17 protein-coding genes and 1 tRNA gene are annotated in these 16,575 nt (G+C 56.5%); 8 read left to right on the top strand and 10 right to left on the bottom strand.

Annotation, left to right across the window (positions count from 1 at the left end; genetic code table 11):
• Positions 1-145: 145 nt before the first annotated feature.
• The 4 genes from MY55_RS21970 to MY55_RS21965 form a co-directional block, all read right to left on the bottom strand.
• On the bottom strand, positions 146-1,639 hold the full coding sequence (locus tag MY55_RS21970; RefSeq protein WP_065203047.1) for an aldehyde dehydrogenase: 1,494 nt from the start codon (positions 1,637-1,639) through the stop codon (positions 146-148).
• A 70-nt stretch (positions 1,640-1,709) separates the two neighbouring features.
• A complete protein-coding gene (locus MY55_RS22975) occupies positions 1,710-2,459 on the bottom strand; it encodes a class I SAM-dependent methyltransferase (protein WP_076098378.1) in 750 nt (249 codons plus the stop codon).
• Positions 2,456-3,151 (bottom strand): helix-turn-helix transcriptional regulator, encoded by a 696-nt coding sequence (locus MY55_RS22970; RefSeq protein WP_080509639.1) that lies wholly within the window; start codon positions 3,149-3,151, stop codon positions 2,456-2,458. The genes MY55_RS22975 and MY55_RS22970 overlap by 4 nt, the downstream gene beginning before the upstream one ends.
• Positions 3,152-3,181: 30 nt before the next feature.
• Complete coding sequence (locus MY55_RS21965) at positions 3,182-4,477, bottom strand: MFS transporter (RefSeq protein ID WP_065203046.1); 1,296 nt, start codon at positions 4,475-4,477, stop codon at positions 3,182-3,184.
• Between the two features lie 365 nt (positions 4,478-4,842).
• Here MY55_RS21965 and MY55_RS21960 point away from each other — a divergent pair, with 365 nt between their 5' ends.
• Positions 4,843-5,253, top strand: a complete 411-nt coding sequence (locus MY55_RS21960; protein WP_043575636.1) for a hypothetical protein — start codon at positions 4,843-4,845, stop codon at positions 5,251-5,253.
• A gap of 38 nt (positions 5,254-5,291) precedes the next feature.
• Here the strand turns inward: MY55_RS21960 and MY55_RS21955 are convergent, their stop codons facing one another.
• On the bottom strand, positions 5,292-5,522 hold the full coding sequence (locus MY55_RS21955; protein ID WP_043575638.1) for a hypothetical protein: 231 nt from the start codon (positions 5,520-5,522) through the stop codon (positions 5,292-5,294).
• Between the two features lie 134 nt (positions 5,523-5,656).
• Between MY55_RS21955 and MY55_RS21950 the strand changes: the two genes are divergently transcribed.
• Together MY55_RS21950 and MY55_RS21945 are read left to right on the top strand one after the other, a co-directional pair.
• Positions 5,657-5,887: a DUF932 domain-containing protein gene (locus MY55_RS21950; RefSeq protein ID WP_174459582.1), complete on the top strand. Its 231-nt coding sequence runs from the start codon at positions 5,657-5,659 to the stop codon at positions 5,885-5,887.
• A gap of 13 nt (positions 5,888-5,900) precedes the next feature.
• The gene (locus MY55_RS21945) at positions 5,901-6,365 is read left to right on the top strand and encodes a GTPase family protein (protein WP_052258083.1); all 465 of its coding nucleotides are present in this window, start codon (positions 5,901-5,903) and stop codon (positions 6,363-6,365) included.
• A gap of 177 nt (positions 6,366-6,542) precedes the next feature.
• Here MY55_RS21945 and MY55_RS21940 read toward each other — a convergent pair.
• The 5 genes from MY55_RS21940 to MY55_RS21920 all read right to left on the bottom strand — a co-directional run bounded on the left by MY55_RS21940 (position 6,543) and on the right by MY55_RS21920 (position 11,779).
• Positions 6,543-6,619 (bottom strand) — tRNA-Met (locus MY55_RS21940).
• Positions 6,620-7,076: 457 nt separating this feature from the next.
• Positions 7,077-7,697 (bottom strand): VC0807 family protein, encoded by a 621-nt coding sequence (locus MY55_RS21935; RefSeq protein ID WP_047238368.1) that lies wholly within the window; start codon positions 7,695-7,697, stop codon positions 7,077-7,079.
• A gap of 130 nt (positions 7,698-7,827) precedes the next feature.
• Positions 7,828-8,013, bottom strand: a complete 186-nt coding sequence (locus tag MY55_RS21930; RefSeq protein WP_043575644.1) for a hypothetical protein — start codon at positions 8,011-8,013, stop codon at positions 7,828-7,830.
• Between the two features lie 293 nt (positions 8,014-8,306).
• A complete protein-coding gene (gene metG, locus MY55_RS21925) occupies positions 8,307-10,376 on the bottom strand; it encodes a methionine--tRNA ligase (RefSeq protein ID WP_425266126.1) in 2,070 nt (689 codons plus the stop codon).
• A 143-nt stretch (positions 10,377-10,519) separates the two neighbouring features.
• Positions 10,520-11,779 (bottom strand): MFS transporter, encoded by a 1,260-nt coding sequence (locus MY55_RS21920; protein ID WP_043575648.1) that lies wholly within the window; start codon positions 11,777-11,779, stop codon positions 10,520-10,522.
• A gap of 273 nt (positions 11,780-12,052) precedes the next feature.
• Here MY55_RS21920 and apbC point away from each other — a divergent pair, with 273 nt between their 5' ends.
• The 5 genes from apbC (at position 12,053) to MY55_RS21895 (ending at position 16,426) form a co-directional block, all read left to right on the top strand.
• A complete protein-coding gene (apbC, locus tag MY55_RS21915; RefSeq protein WP_076098141.1) occupies positions 12,053-13,204 on the top strand; it encodes an iron-sulfur cluster carrier protein ApbC in 1,152 nt (383 codons plus the stop codon).
• Between the two features lie 8 nt (positions 13,205-13,212).
• A complete protein-coding gene (murI, locus tag MY55_RS21910) occupies positions 13,213-13,989 on the top strand; it encodes a glutamate racemase (protein ID WP_047257960.1) in 777 nt (258 codons plus the stop codon).
• A gap of 70 nt (positions 13,990-14,059) precedes the next feature.
• The gene (locus MY55_RS21905) at positions 14,060-14,509 is read left to right on the top strand and encodes a ribonuclease domain-containing protein (protein ID WP_065203045.1); all 450 of its coding nucleotides are present in this window, start codon (positions 14,060-14,062) and stop codon (positions 14,507-14,509) included.
• Positions 14,500-14,778, top strand: a complete 279-nt coding sequence (locus MY55_RS21900; protein ID WP_043575654.1) for a barstar family protein — start codon at positions 14,500-14,502, stop codon at positions 14,776-14,778. Before MY55_RS21905 ends, MY55_RS21900 begins: the two co-directional genes overlap by 10 nt.
• A 403-nt stretch (positions 14,779-15,181) precedes the next feature.
• The gene (locus MY55_RS21895) at positions 15,182-16,426 is read left to right on the top strand and encodes a dicarboxylate/amino acid:cation symporter (protein WP_043575656.1); all 1,245 of its coding nucleotides are present in this window, start codon (positions 15,182-15,184) and stop codon (positions 16,424-16,426) included.
• Positions 16,427-16,575: the final 149 nt, after the last annotated feature.

The raw sequence follows: 16,575 nt of genomic DNA, 5'->3' as shown, positions 1-16,575 counted from the left end.
CAGACTTGCTCACCTTGAAGCCGGAAATCTCTAGACTAGACCGCTCGGTTAGTCGGGTGGAGGTCAACCTAGTATCCATTCAAAATAAAAAGAGAGGCTTAGCCTCTCTTTTTCCACTCCTTTTTATCCTGTAAAAAAAATATCGTTATAGCTTGATCAAAGTACTCTTCAGCTCTGTGTATTTTTCAAGCGCGTGTAATGACTTGTCGCGACCATTGCCAGACTGTTTATAGCCGCCAAACGGCAAGTTCATATCCCCACCCTCCTCATAGCAGTTGACCCAAACCGTACCCGCACGAAGCTGACGCGCCACTTTATGCGCTGTCGAGACATCCTGAGTCCACACTGCCGCCCCAAGTCCATATTGGCTATCGTTGGCAATCTGCACGGCCTCATCCACATCATCAAAGGTAATCACTGATAAAACGGGGCCAAATATTTCTTCACGGCAAATCGTCAAGTTTGGCTGCGGGCAATCAAAAATAGCAGGCTCAATAAACAAACCATCTGGGTGGATAGCTTGGACAGCAGCACCACCTTGTAGCAGCGTAGCGCCTTCTTTTTGTCCTTGCGCTATATATGACAGGACTTTATCAAACTGCCGTTGATCGACAACTGCACCCAAGTTCGTTTCAGGTGACAATGGATCTCCAGGACGATAATCAGCCATCGCCACTTTCAGTTCAGACAAGAAGGCTTCGCGTATTTCTCTAGCCACCAAGACACGAGACCCTGCCGTACACATTTGACCAGCGTTATAACAAATAGCACCAGCTGCCGCTCTCGCAGCTGCCTTAAGATCCTTGCAGTCTGCCAAGATAATATTCGGGCTTTTCCCGCCCAACTCCAACCACACGCGCTTGAGATTGCTTTGTGCCGCATAGTTGGCGATCTGCTTGCCAACCGCCGTCGATCCGGTAAAGGCGACGCAATCCACATCCAGATGTGATGCCAAGGCCTGGCCAACGTTCCCCGCCCCCGGCAAGACCTGAAAAATACCAGGCGGAATGCCCGCTGCTTCAGCGAGAGCGGCAATACGGATTGCGGTAAGGGGCGACTTCTCAGAGGGCTTCAGAATGACCGCATTGCCTGCGGCTAACGCCGGAGCAAACTTCCAGCTTGCCATCAGCAAAGGGAAGTTCCACGGCACAATAGCTGCCACCACGCCGACAGGCTCGCGCGTCACCATGCCAAGCAACGCCGGATCGACAGGCACAACCTCACCCGGAACCTTGTCAATCAGCTCGGCAAACCAACTGATGCAGTAAGCCGTATTGGAAATATCAACGCTTAGAGCGTTGGCGATGGGTTTGCCAACATCCAATGATTCCAAGAGCGCTAATTCTTCAATATTGTCCTGGATGAGCGAAGCAAATCGTTTCAGTATTTCCATCTTGGAACGCGGCGCCAGCTCGGACCATGCGCCACCATCGAATGCCCGCCTCGCTGCACGCACCGCTAGCTCCACATCCTCTTCACCGCACCACTCAATAGATGCCAACACCTTGCCGGTTGCGGGATTGATCGTTGTGAACTCTTTGCCGCTCAGCGCTTTCCGGTAAGCGCCATCGATGTAAGCGCGGCCTTCGAAATGCAATTGCTCTGCTTTTTTCTGCCAATTGATCGTACCGGTAGACATATATGCTTTCCTTTTTTTGTACTATCTCTGGTTTACGTGCAAAAAATCACAAATCTAGATGGTGTGCTTTCTAGTTCGTCGGCTTTACAGCAATCACCCCAACACTATCCCGACCATCATCAGACAAGCACTCAGCGGGGAAAACACCTTGTCGATTGATGTATGCGGCTTGCTCAACCATAAAGCCATGGTCAGTGAATAGTTTTTTAAAACTATCAAGATCAAACAGATGCAAAACATCAGGAATTTGATTCGAAAACGCTATGCTATCGTGCATGCGATGATTTTCGATCAAGCCAGGATAAGGATGGCCGGCGGCAAGCCTTGCTTCATATTCCGGCCTGAAAGACTTCCAATTACCGATGAACGGCGTCTCGACAGTTGCATAAATTCGCCCACCGGGAATTAACAATCTAGACATGGCATTCAGCATTTTATCAATGCTTTGACCATTGAAGAAGTGCAAAACCCGGCAACACAGAATGGATGCAATGGAGTTTTCTGTCAGATCAATTTCATCAGGAAAGCTACCATCTAGAAATGTAATCCGTTGCAACATTTCAGCAGGCACGTTCCTGCTAGCAATCTCTAAATGCTCTTTGCTTAAGTCATTGCATATGACTGCATGTCCATTTTTTAAAGCTGAAATGGAATTCGAACCAAATCCCGCACCGATCTCAAGTAGAGGAAAGGCAGATACCGACTGATTGCAAAAAGCAGTAGAAACAAAATCCTTACTGTCGGTGATGACGCCCGTGTTGTTGAGGGTCATCGCACAGCCAGCAGCTTCAAACAGGGCATGACTATCAGATATCATCATGGCAACCTCATTATGTCCATGTAAACTACACCAAAGTTATCCGAGGCACGACTATGCAGAAATGGCTGCATATTGTTGGCATTCATTGTTCTGATAATATCGAAGTTATTGCTAATATTGAGCGAAGACTTTATTCTTGCTAGCGCTTTGGAAATAGTGGAAACTGAAGTATTGGTAGCAAAAGCAATTTCCTTTGGTTGTTTTCCTGCGCAAAAAAGCTCTAGAATCTTGAATTCTTTGTCGGTTAGATTAGATAGGTACTTCAGTATCTTTTCGCGACTACTCTCGCTGCCCTGCTTGCCTTCATCAACTTGACTTGATGTATCTACCTTCAAATAGTTCAACGTCCTAAAATAAACCCACTCCAATTTATTTGAAGAGGAATATAATGGCTCTTTGATATAGGTAATTTCATTGTATACCGATCCATTCCGGAAGCAGTGCAAGGAAATAACGGGCCGCTCCTCTCTCAGCACAATCCCATCTTCAGCATCATAATCGTGCCCTTCCGAAACAGAGTTGATAGGCAGGTCATACGTGTGCCTGCCTAAAATCTCCTCTAGACATGAAGCTCCCACAACAGAAAGGTATTGGCTATGCGCATAAAGAAACTGGTGCGTTTTATTCTTGACACCACAGCTATGCCTTGAGGAGTCTATTTGTGTTTTTATGAGATCTGGCAAATCTGACATTGTAATGAATCTCCATTGATATCATTAATATCAGAAAGCTGCGGCACGCTTGTTTTCTGTAAAAGCAATGTGAATCACAAAAAGCAAAATCACAGCCAACCCCATAAAGCTGGACATGATTACGATGCCAAGCTGCGGACTCCCCGTTGCCTTGATGACGTATCCCATCATGATGGGCGACACAAACCCAGCCAAGCTGCCAATGGAATTGATCACAGCAAAAATAACTGCCGCAGCCTTGCCTTTAAGGAAATTGACTAGCGACCAAAATACTGGATAGGTCAGCATAATCGCAGTAGTCGCAATCGAAATTAAGCCAAGCTTTGTTGTCACGCTTATGCCATTAATCAAGATGGCCGAAAATGATAAGCACCCAACCCCGTACAACAGGGACAAGACAAAAACTGGCCGTTTTATGGTTCCGATCATCAAAAATGACGTCGCTAGCGCGATCAGTGCCAAGCCCCATGGGATGGCATTGATCAAGCCGATATGCAATATATCGGCAACATCAAAGGATTTGATGATCTGCGGGAGCCAGAATGAAATGCAATACATGGAAAAGGCTGAGGCAGAAGTCACGATTGCATATATCCAAACTTTTAAGTCCAACAGCGCTTTCAGCGGCGACCCAATCACAGCTTTGGTTTCTTCCTGTGCTTGTATGTGGGCGCTTAACTGCAATTTTTCAGCATCAGTTAAATACTTTACAGACTTGATGCTCTCCGGCAGCACATAGAGCAGTGCAATACCAATAAAAATGGTCATAAGACCTTCTGTCCAGAACAACCACTGCCATGCAGCCAAGCCTAAGTAGTGCGATTTAGAGATCGTTTCCAACAACCAGCCCGAAAATATACTGCCAATCACTGCAGATAGTGGGATGGCGGAGATGAAAAGGAAATTGGTTTTTGCACGATTCTCTATTGGAATGAAGCGTGTCAAATAAAACAGCACTCCGGGATAAAACCCTGCCTCACACACTCCAAGCAGAAATCTGACAATATACAGCTGAGTATCTGTGTGGACGTAGTAAGTTGACATCGTGACCACGCCCCAGCTGATCATAATTCTTGCCAACCACCTCCGTGCGCCGAATCTTAGCAACAATAAATTACTGGGAATTTCTGCGGCAATATATCCGGCAAAAAATACCCCTGCGGCCGTCCCAAAAACCAATGGATCAATACCGAATGATTTTGCTAAAGAGAACTGTGCAAAAGCCAGGTTGGTTCTGTCGATGTAGGCCATGGTTAGGCAAATGATCAGCCAGGGCACAATTCTAACTGTGATCTTCTTTGCTGCAATCGCTGGTACGCTTTCCATTGGGAGCCTCTGATTGAATTAAGCAGGCGTATCAATATTAGGATTGTTCTATTAAAAACCAATGTGATTAATATTGATCTTCATCTCGAGTCGAAAGTGACTCATGACCACAAAACACTGTCAAGGAAAATTATTTTCCTTGAGGCAACGCCTCATCGTTTGCATTATGCGCAAACCAATGCAATGTCGTTTGAATATTACTCGACACCTTATCAGTTTTCATCACGACTGTATATTGGCTTGACAATAATATTTCGCATTAAATCACTTAACTAGACTCACTGATGGCTTTAGCAAGCGCAGCCAGCTTGATTGACGGCAACCGTGCAGAAAAACGGATTAAAAACTAATAAAACGAGGTGCGGATGATGAACACACAGGAACTGAATTTAACAAGCGAACTGGCACGGCTTTTGTACTATACGGCTCACATTGCTACCACTATCCGGCAGCATAGTAAGCAAGCGACTGGCCGCACTCACCGCTTACGAAACGGTAAAGACATTTGTCAACTCGCGGACACGCTGCACAACTTTGACCTGCTGGGCCATGCCATCCTGGCTAACAATCCGAAAACCATGCTGAGGGTTTGCGATCTACTGCTAAAGGACTACCAACGCTACATTGAGCGCTATGCAGTCGCGCTTGCCAATGTAGAAACTTCCGGAAATATAAAAGCAGGCAACTATATGGTGGATTTGCAGGAAGGCATGGAAATTATTACGGAAATACAAACCAGGGTTAGACCATTCACCAAGATGGCAAGCGCGCACTAAGGTGGTCGATCTTAAAGTCTTACGCTTACCCATCTGAATCACATTTTGATTTCTACCCTTGCCCCATTGCTGCACATGGGGCTTTTTTCCTCTCTGCTCATCTGCTCAAAAAGCTGCTCTAGCAGTTCCTCCACCTCCGATGAAATAGTTACGCCATCGCTACAAACCGAAGCCAGGTACTTTCTCCTTTCCGCCCTTTTCGCTTCAGCACTTTTCCCTTTTAAAATCCGCGTCACTCGGCTAATGGCTTTTTCAAATATGACTTTCATTGTGCGCTCCTAATCGAATCTAGATTTTTTCAACTACATATCATCGACTTGAGCTGGGCTTGTTTTGTCAAAATCGTTCTGATCCTCCCCTTCATCCATTTGAAATGATGAAGCCTCCCCTCATGGAGTTCGATATGTCGCATCTAGTGGAAACCATGGCCTATGTCGGCCAAATCCCTTGGCATGGCTTGGGCAACTGCCTGCCGGCTGGGCAGCCTGTCGAGGTCTGGCAGCGCGAGGCGGGACTGGATTGGTCGATCCAGGAAGCGGAGGTGCTGTTCAACAACACCGCTGCCGATGCCATCCATATCCGCGCTCACAGCGATGCCAAGGTGCTGTATCGTCGGATACGCTGGCGCCGCTGATCGCGCGCTGAGCGTGGACGAGCAGTGCTATCAGCGCCTGATCCTGCCCTATCTGATCGAGCACGATATTCCATTGCTATTCGTGGTGAATCAGGTAGACAAGATCGAGCCGTGCCGGGAATGGGACTTCATCCACAGCATGCCTGGTCCGCAACAGCTGACCCACATCAGCCGCAAGCAGATGCAGATCAGCCAGTTGTTCAACGCGCCAGTAACCCAGATCTTCATCATTTCAGCCATGGAAGGCTACGGCCTGCAGATCCTGATCGAGCAAATCATCCATAGGCTGCCCAAAGAAAAAAAGTGGAGCGTCACGCGAGAGACCCGCGCCGAGTACGTGACGCCTGCCATGCAGCGGGAATCCATAGGTGGGCTGTGGGATACGATCAAAGAAGCCGCCAAGACGATCTTGCGCGAAACCTGGACCACGATCTCACATCGCGTGGAAAGCTGGTTCAGCAAACGGTTCGGCTGGTAGTAGAGAACAACAGGTAGCTTGGGAAGGGGATGCTTGGCATCGCATCCTGCAGGCACCGCCTTCTGACTGCGTTGATTCACAGCGACCGAGACGGATCGAATCCGCTTACACAGCGGTTACACGGTCTAGAAAAGCAAAAAGGCCAACTTCTAGAAAGAAGTTGGCCTAATGCTTATTTGGTTGCGGGGGCAGGATTCGAACCTACGACCTTCGGGTTATGAGCCCGACGAGCTACCAGACTGCTCCACCCCGCGTCTGAATTCTGTTCTGCGCTGTTTCTTGCAGAGAGGCGAACTATATACCCATGACAGCCTTCCGTCAAGACTTTGCCGGAAACCATATCAAAAACAGCGAAAATGCCTGTTCATACTCTTTAACAGATGCCGACTGCAAAAACATAAGCCATCAACAAAAGACCGCTACATTGACAGCGTGGTCGGTACCGAAGCGGAAGCGGAGGTGTCACGCAAACGGAAACCGGTCTGCCAATCGGATTCAAGATGCGAAATCGGCCTGTGCATTTTGACGGGTGTTGCCATCTGCAAGCGACTGCCAGCGCTAACAGCCAAGGTAATGCCTGTTCTCCTAAGTGTTCATCACGGAACTTCGGGCCGCCTTGTGCGGCCCACTTTTTTTGTCTTGCGGCTTAGGATTCCCCATGATACCCGAATTCAATATCCGAAGCCAATCCCATACCACTGCCTCGCGGCACTATGCCGCGGCCAGCTGCATCGCGACGGTCAAACGCCTGCGCAACAGCCAAGTGGCGCCGCACAGCAAGCCCATCACCCCATAACTGATCCAGGGCAGCAACAGCACGGAGCGTTCAACCGGCCAATGCCATGCCAGCCAGCTGCGCAACAGCATCTCCGATACCAGGCCCAAGCCCCACATCGCCGTCATGAACCGCATGCCGCGCCGAAAGGCAGCTTGCGCCCAAAGCCACTCGCAATGCTCGCGGCCATCTTGCCGCTGCCTTTCCAGCGCGGCCCGCGCCAGGAAAAACACCAGCGGACGGGGAAACAGCAGCGACAAGAGAAACGCCGCGCCGAACAGCCCCGACAACAACGATTCGCGCAGCAGCAGCATCTTCTCTCCACCGCCCAGCGCCATCCCCAGCAGAGACAGCGCGATGCCCAACAGCACCAGCATGCTCATCGCGTCTACCCGCCGGCTGCGCCACAGCTCCCAGCCGCTCCACATCAGCGGCGGCGCTGCAGACAGCAGCAAGCCGCCCATCTCTCCCCAATGTGGCCGCGCCCAGCGGTAGCACAGCCAGGGCAGCAGAAAATTGACCAGCAACTCCAACAACAGCGTCATTCTTCTCGACATGGCGGCCTCCCGGAATCAAACCGCAAAACTGCCGCAGCATGCGACTGTCGTCAAGAAAAACAAAGCCCCGCACGGCGCGGGGCTTGGCTGCGAGCCCGGAGCCGCCAAGGCCCGGGCATTCGGAAACCGGTCAGGCTGCCGCCTGAATGAAACCATTGGCAGGATACATGGCGCTGGCCAAACCCAAAGCCGATTTGAAAGTCACTTCAAACATTTTGCCGACTTGGCGGATGCTGACCACTTCATAGTGGACCACGCTGCCGCTGTCCTTGTGCTCAAAAACTTTGTAGCCCGGCTTCAATTGCGAAATTTTCATGATTCACGTCCTTTGTTATTTTTTACTAAAAACATATACATATCTGATGTTAGTCGCCGCAACCGGAAAAAAGTTCCGGTACCAAAATATGTCGTCCAATCTTGCGAAAACTGTAGCAGATGCGGATGACAGAACAGTGACGAGTGACCGAAAGGCCAGTATCGTCCGCCATCCGAAAGCAAAACCCCAGCTACCACTATGGTCGCCGGGGTCTTGTTATCCAAGTCTCATCAAGTTACTTGGTGATACTACTTATTCGCCATGACAAAAATCAAGCATGGCAGATCAAAGCATCAGCCGATGCGCATGCCCGGCTTGACGCCTGCGTCCACATCCAGCAGGTACAGGCCTTCGCTATCGTCGGTGCCCGACGCGCAGACGATCATGCCCTGCGACACGCCGAAGCGCATCTTGCGTTCGGCCAGGTTGGCAACCACGATCACATGGCGGCCGACCAGTTTTTCCGGCTCCTGATAAGCCTTGCGGATGCCGGAGAAAATGTTGCGGGTTTCAAAGCCCAGATCCACCTTGAACTGCAGCAGCTTGTCCGAACCTTCGACGAAGCCGCATTCCAGCACCTTGCCGACGCGCAGGTCGACCTTGGCGAAGTCGTCGATCTTGATGGTTTCGGCCAAAGGCTCGTGCGCGGCGGCGGCCGGCGTGTCTTGAGTCGCTTGCATGTTTTCCTTGTTCGCCTCTATCAGTTTGTCGATCAGCGCCGGGTCGATGCGCTGCATCAGATGCTGGTAGGCGTTGATTTTCTTGCCCAACAGCAGGGTTTGCGCATCGCTCCAGGCGAGCGGCGCCACCTCCAGGAAGGCTTCCACCCCTTCGGCCAGCTTCGGCAGCACCGGCTTCAGATAGATGGTGAGCAGGCGGAAAGCGTTGATCAGCACCGTGCAGACTTCCTGCAGACGCGCGTCCTGCCCCTCTTGCTTGGCCAGTTCCCACGGTTTGTTGGCGTCGACATAGACGTTGACCATGTCCGCCAGCGCCATCACGTCGCGCAAGGCCTTCGCGTATTCGCGCGCTTCGAAGGCGGCGGCCAGATCCTCGGCGGCCGCCTGCAACTTGGCCAGGATGTCCAGATCCGACACGCTGGCCGCCAGCTGGCCGTCGAAGCGCTTGGCGATGAAGCCCGCGGAGCGGCTGGCGATGTTGACGAACTTGCCGACCAAGTCGGAGTTTACCCTGGCGACGAAGTCATTCAGGTTAAGGTCGATGTCCTCGATGCGGCCGTTCAGCTTGGCGGCGATGTAGTAACGCATCCACTCCGGGTTCAGGCCGCAGTCCAGGTAGCTCTTGGCCTGGATGAAGGTACCGCGCGATTTGGACATCTTCTGGCCATCCACTGTGAGGAAGCCGTGGGCGAACACGCCGGTCGGCGCGCGCAGGCCGGAATAATTCAGCATCGCCGGCCAGAACAGCGCGTGGAAATACAGGATGTCCTTGCCGATGAAGTGGTACATCTCTGCCTGGCTGTCCTTGGCGAACCATTCGTCGAACTTCAGGCCGGAGCGGTCGCACAGGTTCTTGAAGCTGGCCATGTAGCCGATAGGCGCGTCCAGCCACACGTAGAAGTATTTGCCCGGCGCGTCGGGAATCTCGAAGCCGAAGTAAGGCGCGTCGCGGCTGATGTCCCAGTCCTGCAGGCCGCCGTCGATCCACTCGTTCATCTTGTTCAGCGATTCCTGCTGCAGGTGCGGCTGCTCGACGCCGTCGGCGCGACGGCTGGCGCCGCTGGTCCACTGCTTCAGGAAATCGGCGCATTCGCCCAGGCGGAAGAAGTAGTGCTCGGAGGTTTTCAACACCGGCTTGGCGCCGGACACCGCCGAATACGGGTTCTTCAGTTCGGTCGGATTGTAGGTGGCGCCGCAGACTTCGCAGTTGTCGCCGTACTGGTCCTTGGCCGAACACTTCGGGCATTCGCCCTTGACGAAGCGGTCGGGCAGGAACATCTGCTTTTCCGGGTCGTACAGCTGCTCGATGGTGCGCACCGCGATCTTGTCGTCGGCCCGCAGCGCCTTGTACACCTGCTCCGCCAGCTCCTTGTTTTCCGGGCTGTTGGTGCTGTAGTAGTTGTCATGGCCGATCAGGAAGCCTTGCGAATCGGCCACATGCAGCGCGCGGACTTCGTCCACCAGCTGCTCCGGGGAGATGCCGCGCTTTTCCGCCGCCAGCATGATCGGGGCGCCGTGGGTATCGTCGGCGCAGACGTAGTAGCACTCATGGCCGCGCATCTTCTGGAAGCGCACCCAGATATCGGTCTGGATCTGCTCCAGCATATGGCCGAGGTGGATCGCGCCGTTGGCGTAAGGCAGCGCGCTGGTCACCAGAATCTTGCGTTTGGTCATTCGGATCATTCCCTGGATTGGCAATCTCAAGCGATCGATTATAGAGACAGAAGAGGCGGGCGGTCATCAGGCTTGCGCGCCAAATATTGCCCCGCACAAAAGCACAAGCCCGGAACGCGGCGTTTCCGGGCTTGTGAAGTCAGCCAGGCGGCTCAGGCGCCCTGGCTGGCCAGCCTGCCGTCTTCGACAGCCGGCGCGGCGCGCTCGGCCATGGCGATGCCCACCATCTTGCGGCCCAGCAGCACGTAGGCCAGCGAGAAGCACAGCGCCAGCACCGCAAAACCAGTGAGGCCTGAGGCCTGGTAAACCTGGCGGAACAGCTCGATGCCCACCGCGTAGCCGGCCATCGAGATCATGCTCATGCTGGCGGAAATGGTGCCGCGGCCGGCCACGTCGCAGGACATCAGCGCGAAGCGGTACAGCACACCGAAGGCCAGACCCTCGCCGAAGGCCATCAGGCTCATGCCAGCCACCATCCAGTATTGGGGAAGCGACGAAACCAGCACGCCGCCGACCATCACCGCCAGGCCGCCGACGATGGGCCACATGCCCACCAACGCGGAGCGGCCCAGCGGCCAGCGGTCGGCGATCACGGCCAGCGCCAGGTTGCCGGCGATCAGGCCGCCGAACACCGGAATCTGCATCAGGCCGTACGCGACGGCGCTCATGTGCAGGTCGCGCACCAGCAGCACCGGCGACAGCGCGATCCAGCCCATCAGCGGCAGCGCCAGCAGCGGGATGCACAGCGCGGCCAGCACGAAACGGCTGTGGCCGAAGACTTTCAGGTAGTCGCGCCCCATGCTGGACAGCGGCAGCTTCTCATGGCTGGGCGCCACGGTTTCCGGCATGCGGAAATACAAGCCCACCAGCGCGAGGAAAGACAGGCCGGCGATGAACAGGAAGCCGCTGCGCCACGGCGCCAGCTCCAGCAAGGCCGCGCCGGCCAAGGGGCCGACCAGCGGCGCGATCAGCGCCACATTGGCCATCAGCGCGGTGACGCGCACCGCGGCGGTCTCCTCAAACGACTCCTGCAGCGAGGCGTAGCCGACGGCGTTGATGAAGCACAGGCCCACGCCTTGCAGCAAGCGCAGCGCGATGAAGGCCTCGATCGAGCTGACCAGATAGGTGGCCAAGCAGGCGATGGTGAAGTAAGCGACGCCGAACAGCAGCACCGGGCGGCGGCCGATGCGGTCGGACAGCGGGCCGGTCAGCCACGGCAGCAGCGCACCGCCCACCAGGAAGGCGGTCATCGACGTCGGCGCCCAGGAGGCGTCGACCAGAAATTCGCGGGTGACGGAAAGCATGGCCGGCTGGACCATGTCGTTGCAGATGTAGACGGCGAATTCGAACAGCACCAGGGCCAGCGGGAACAGCAGATTGGACCAGGTAAGTTTGGCGTGTTTGGACTGCATAAAGCGGGGAAAACCTTTCGTCGACAAAGAACAGGGCCCGCGGCCTGACAGGGCCGAGCCTTTGGCGCTGCGGCAGCGCCGCAACCGAGAAAAACCGACAATTGTACTCTTTTCAAGGACTTTCATCAAAAGTTATTGCCGCGCGGCGCGCCGCCATCTCCCCTTCCCCTGCCCTTTGCCGGCGCACAGGAGTAAGATGGGCCCTTGGCCGGCGCGATGCGCGCCGCAGCGAATCCGACTAAAATACTCGGAAATCATCACCCGGAACGCCGCATGTTCTCCAAACTCACCCGCCTGTTCGGCGGTCAAGCCGACCAGGCCACGCAAAACGAAACCATGGCACAGCTCGAATCCCAGATCCTCGATACCCTCAAACCGCTGATCGACGCCAATACCGGCAAAGGGTATGTGGCGGCCAAGAACGTCAAGAACCTGCAGATCGACGACAAGGCCATCCGCCTGGACGTGACGTTGGCCTACCCGGCCAAGAGCCAGTTCGACGCGGTGCGCCAACAGTTTGAAACCGCGCTGGCGCCGCTGGCCGAAGGGCGCGCCGTGGAAGTGCGGGTCGACAGCCAGATCGTCAGCCACTCCGCCCAGCGCGGCGTGCCGCTGCTGCCGGGCGTGAAGAACATCATCGCCGTCGCCTCCGGCAAGGGCGGCGTCGGCAAATCCACCACCGCCGCCAACCTGGCGCTGGCATTGTCGGCCGAAGGCGCGCGCGTCGGCCTCTTGGACGCAGACATCTACGGCCCGTCCCAGCCGCTGATGATGGGCCTGCAGGGCCAGCGGCCCGAATCGGCCGACGGCAAGCTGCGGCCGCTGATCGGCCACGGCATCCAGACCATGTCCATCGGCTACCTGGTAGACGCCGACCAGGCGATGGTGTGGCGCGGCCCGATGGTCAGCCAGGCGCTGCAGCAACTGCTGAACGACACCCGCTGGGACGATCTGGATTATCTAGTCATCGACATGCCGCCGGGCACAGGCGACATCCAGCTGACGCTGTCGCAGAAAGTGCCGGTCACCGGCGCGCTGATCGTCACCACCCCGCAGGACATCGCGCTGCTGGACGCGCGCAAGGGCGTCACCATGTTCCAGAAGGTGAACGTGCCCATTCTGGGGCTGGTGGAAAACATGGCCATCCACATTTGCTCCAACTGCGGCCACGCCGAGCACATCTTCGGCGAGGGCGGCGCGGCGCGCATGGCCGCCGATTTCGGCGTGGAGCTGCTGGGCTCGCTGCCGCTGGAGCTGGCCATCCGCCTGGCCGTTGACGCCGGCAAACCCAGCGTGGCCGCCGACCCGGCCGGCACGCCGGCCGAGCTCTACCGCGCCATCGCCCGCCGCGTGGCGGTGAAAGTGGGCGAAAAAGCGCAGGACTTCTCCGGCAAATTCCCCAAGATCGTCATCCAGAACAACTGAGCGGCACCATGATTGCGATGTACGATTCCGGCCTGGGCGGACTGTCGGTGTGGCGCGCGGTGCGCGCCGCGCTGCCCGCCTGGCCGATCACCTACCTGGCGGACCAGGCCTATTGCCCGTATGGCCAGCGCAGCCGGCGGGAAATCATTGAACGCAGCCTGAAAGTCGGCCATTACCTGGTCAGCCAGGGCGCCACCATCCTGGTGGTGGCCTGCAACACCGCCACCACCGCGGCGGTGTCCAGCATGCGCGAACAGCTGCCCATCCCCATCGTCGGCATCGAACCGGCGATCAAGCCGGCGGCGGCGATGAGCCGCACCGGCCGCATCGCGGTGCTGGCCACCGAGTACACGCTGGCCAGCGACCGGGTGAAAGCCTTGCTCGACGCCCACGCCGGCGATGTGGAAGTGCTGCGCCGCCCCGGCCACGGCTGGGTGGAGCAAGTGGAGGCCGGCGAGCTGGACAGCGAACGCACCCGCCAGCTGGTGCGCCAGGTGGTGGCTCCGCTGCTGGGCCAGGGCATCGACCATATCGCGCTGGGCTGCACCCACTATCCCTTCCTGGCCCCGCTGATCCGCGAGCTCACCGGCGACGGCATCCAGCTGTACGACCCCGCCGAGGCCATCGCCCGCCGCGTCTGCGACCTGCTGCGCCAACACGGCTGCGACAGCCAGGGCGACGGCTATTGCCGCTTCATCAGCACCGCCGACGGCAACGACATGGCCCTGCGCCTGCCGCAGCTGATAGGCCGCAGCGACCCGGTGGAGTCGGTGCCGCTGGACTGAAACGCCGCCTTGCGCCGCGGCGCGCCGCGGTTACAATGCGCGATCCAAACCTTTGCCCGGGACATTCCTCATGAAACGCCCGCTGTCCTTGCTCGCCGCGCTGCTCGCGGCCATCAGCCTGAACGCGCATGCCGCGCCCGGCTGCTTCAATGTCGCCGGCGACATCGCGCGCCAGACCGGCAACCGCCTGGATCGCCAGGAACTGACGGAAGTGCTGCAGTCGCTATCCCGCAGCGGCCAGCTGCCGCCTAAATTCGTCAACAAGAAGCAGGCGCGCGCAGCCGGCTGGCAACCCGGCCGCAGCCTGTGGAGCGTGCCGGCGCTGCAGGGAAAATCGATGGGCGGCGACCGTTTCGGCAACTACGAAAAGCGGCTGCCGGCTGGCCAGTGGCAGGAGGCGGATCTGGGCTATAAAGGCGGCAAGCGCGGCGCCTACCGGCTGGTGTTCAGCCACCAGGGGCAGCGCTACGTCAGCGTAGATCACTACAACCGCTTCATCGAGGTGCCGCCATGCCAGTGAAAGTGTGCGAACTGCGCCACATCGTCAGCCAGGAGCAATTATTCGACGAACTCAGCCGCCAGCTGCGGCTGCCGCCCCACTTCGGCCGCAATCTGGACGCGCTGTACGACTGCCTGGCCAACGACGCGTCCGGGCCGTTCGAGCTGGTCTGGCGCGACACCGCCGAATCGAAACAGGCGCTGGGCGCCGACCTTTACGCCACCGTGCTGGAGATTCTGGAGACCGTCGCCGAAGCGCGCGGCGACGTCACCCTGGACATCCACCACTAGCCGCGCGTTGTCGCGCCGCTACGCCAGCAGCCATCCGGCTGCTTTTTTTCATCCTTGCGGCATGGAAATAAAATGCCAAAAGCAAAATTATTGGCAATTTAAATCCAAAAATCATCACAATCCAACAAGCACATTCGAATATGAATGGCAATTCTCGAAATCCTGCCAAGACAACCACCCGCTAACTCACTATAATTCTGCGCTTCGGCCTGCCGCACCTGTCCGACAGAAACAGGAAAAAAGCCTGAAATCAAGGCTAAAAACAATTAAGTAGCCAGGCCGCTACATGGCGAAGCATGCCGGACACACGGCGCCACGCATGATCACAAAAAAACACAATGTCATGCAATCGAAAATGCGCCGCTCGTTTTGAATCGTCTCAAACTCAGGCAGGAACAACTCAATGAAGTCGAAAAAACTCACGGCCTTGATTCTGGTCGGCATGCTGCTGGGCATTCTGGTCGGCTACCTATTCCGTCAGCACGCCGGCAATGACGCCGCCGCGATCAAGTCCTTCGTCGATGGCATGTCCATCCTCACCGATATCTTCCTGCGCCTGATCAAGATGATCATCGCCCCGCTGGTGATCTCCACGCTGGTGGTCGGCATCGCCAAGATGGGCGACGCGAAATCGGTGGGCCGCATCGGCGGCAAGACCATGGGCTGGTTCGTCAGCGCCTCGCTGGTATCGCTGACCCTGGGCCTGATCATGGTCAACATCCTGAAGCCGGGCGTGGCGCTGAACCTGCCGCTGCCCGACCTGCACGCCGACTCCGGCATCAAGGCCAGCGCCATTTCGCTGAAGGACTTCGTCACCCACGCCATCCCCAAGAGCGTGTTCGAGGCGATGGCTAACAATGAAATCCTGCAGATCGTGATCTTCTCGGTGTTCTTCGGCAGCGCGATGGCCGCGCTGGGCGAGCGCTCCAAGGCGCTGATCGACGTGATCGACGTCGTCGCCCACGTGATGCTGAAAGTCACCAGCTATGTGATGAACTTCGCTCCGCTGGCCGTGTTCGGCGCCATCGCCGCCACCGTCGCCAAGGAAGGCCTGTCCATCCTCGGCACTTACGGCAAGTTCATGGCGCAGTTCTACCTGTCCATCGGCATCCTGTGGGTGCTGCTGATCGCCGTCGGCGTGCTGATCGTCGGCCCGCGCCTGTTGCACCTGATGGGCATGATCAAAGAACCGCTGCTGCTGTCGTTCACCACCGCCAGCTCCGAAGCCGCCTATCCGAAAACCCTGGAACAGCTGGAACGCTTCGGCGTGTCCAACAAGATCGCCAGCTTCGTGCTGCCGATGGGCTACTCGTTCAACCTGGACGGCTCGATGATGTACTGCACCTTCGCGGTGATCTTCATCGCCCAGGCCTACGGCATAGATCTGACGCTGGCGCAGGAAATCTCCATGCTGCTGATCCTGATGCTGACCTCCAAGGGCATGGCCGGCGTGCCGCGCGCGTCGCTGGTGGTGATCGCCGCCACGCTGTCGCAGTTCAACATCCCGGAAGCCGGCCTGCTGCTGCTGCTCGGCATCGACCACTTCCTGGACATGGGCCGCTCCGCCACCAACGTGGTGGGCAACTCCATCGCCACCGCCGTGGTGGCCAAATGGGAAGGCGAGCTGAAGCCGGGCAAGCACGCCTGAGGCCGCAGCCGCCCCGCTACCGCGCCACCTTCGGGTGGCGTTTTTCATGCACGGAATTCTGCAACTTGGTATTGACAAGCCAACCCGTCCCATCTAGAATGCGTTTCTTGTCTGGCGCCGGAGAGGTGGCAGAGTGGTCGAATGTACCT

The organism is Chromobacterium subtsugae (assembly GCF_001676875.1).
In the GTDB taxonomy this organism is placed as follows: domain Bacteria; phylum Pseudomonadota; class Gammaproteobacteria; order Burkholderiales; family Chromobacteriaceae; genus Chromobacterium; species Chromobacterium subtsugae.
The sequence above is the reverse complement of the archived record's forward strand: the minus strand, read 5'-3'. Positions and strand labels throughout refer to the sequence as shown.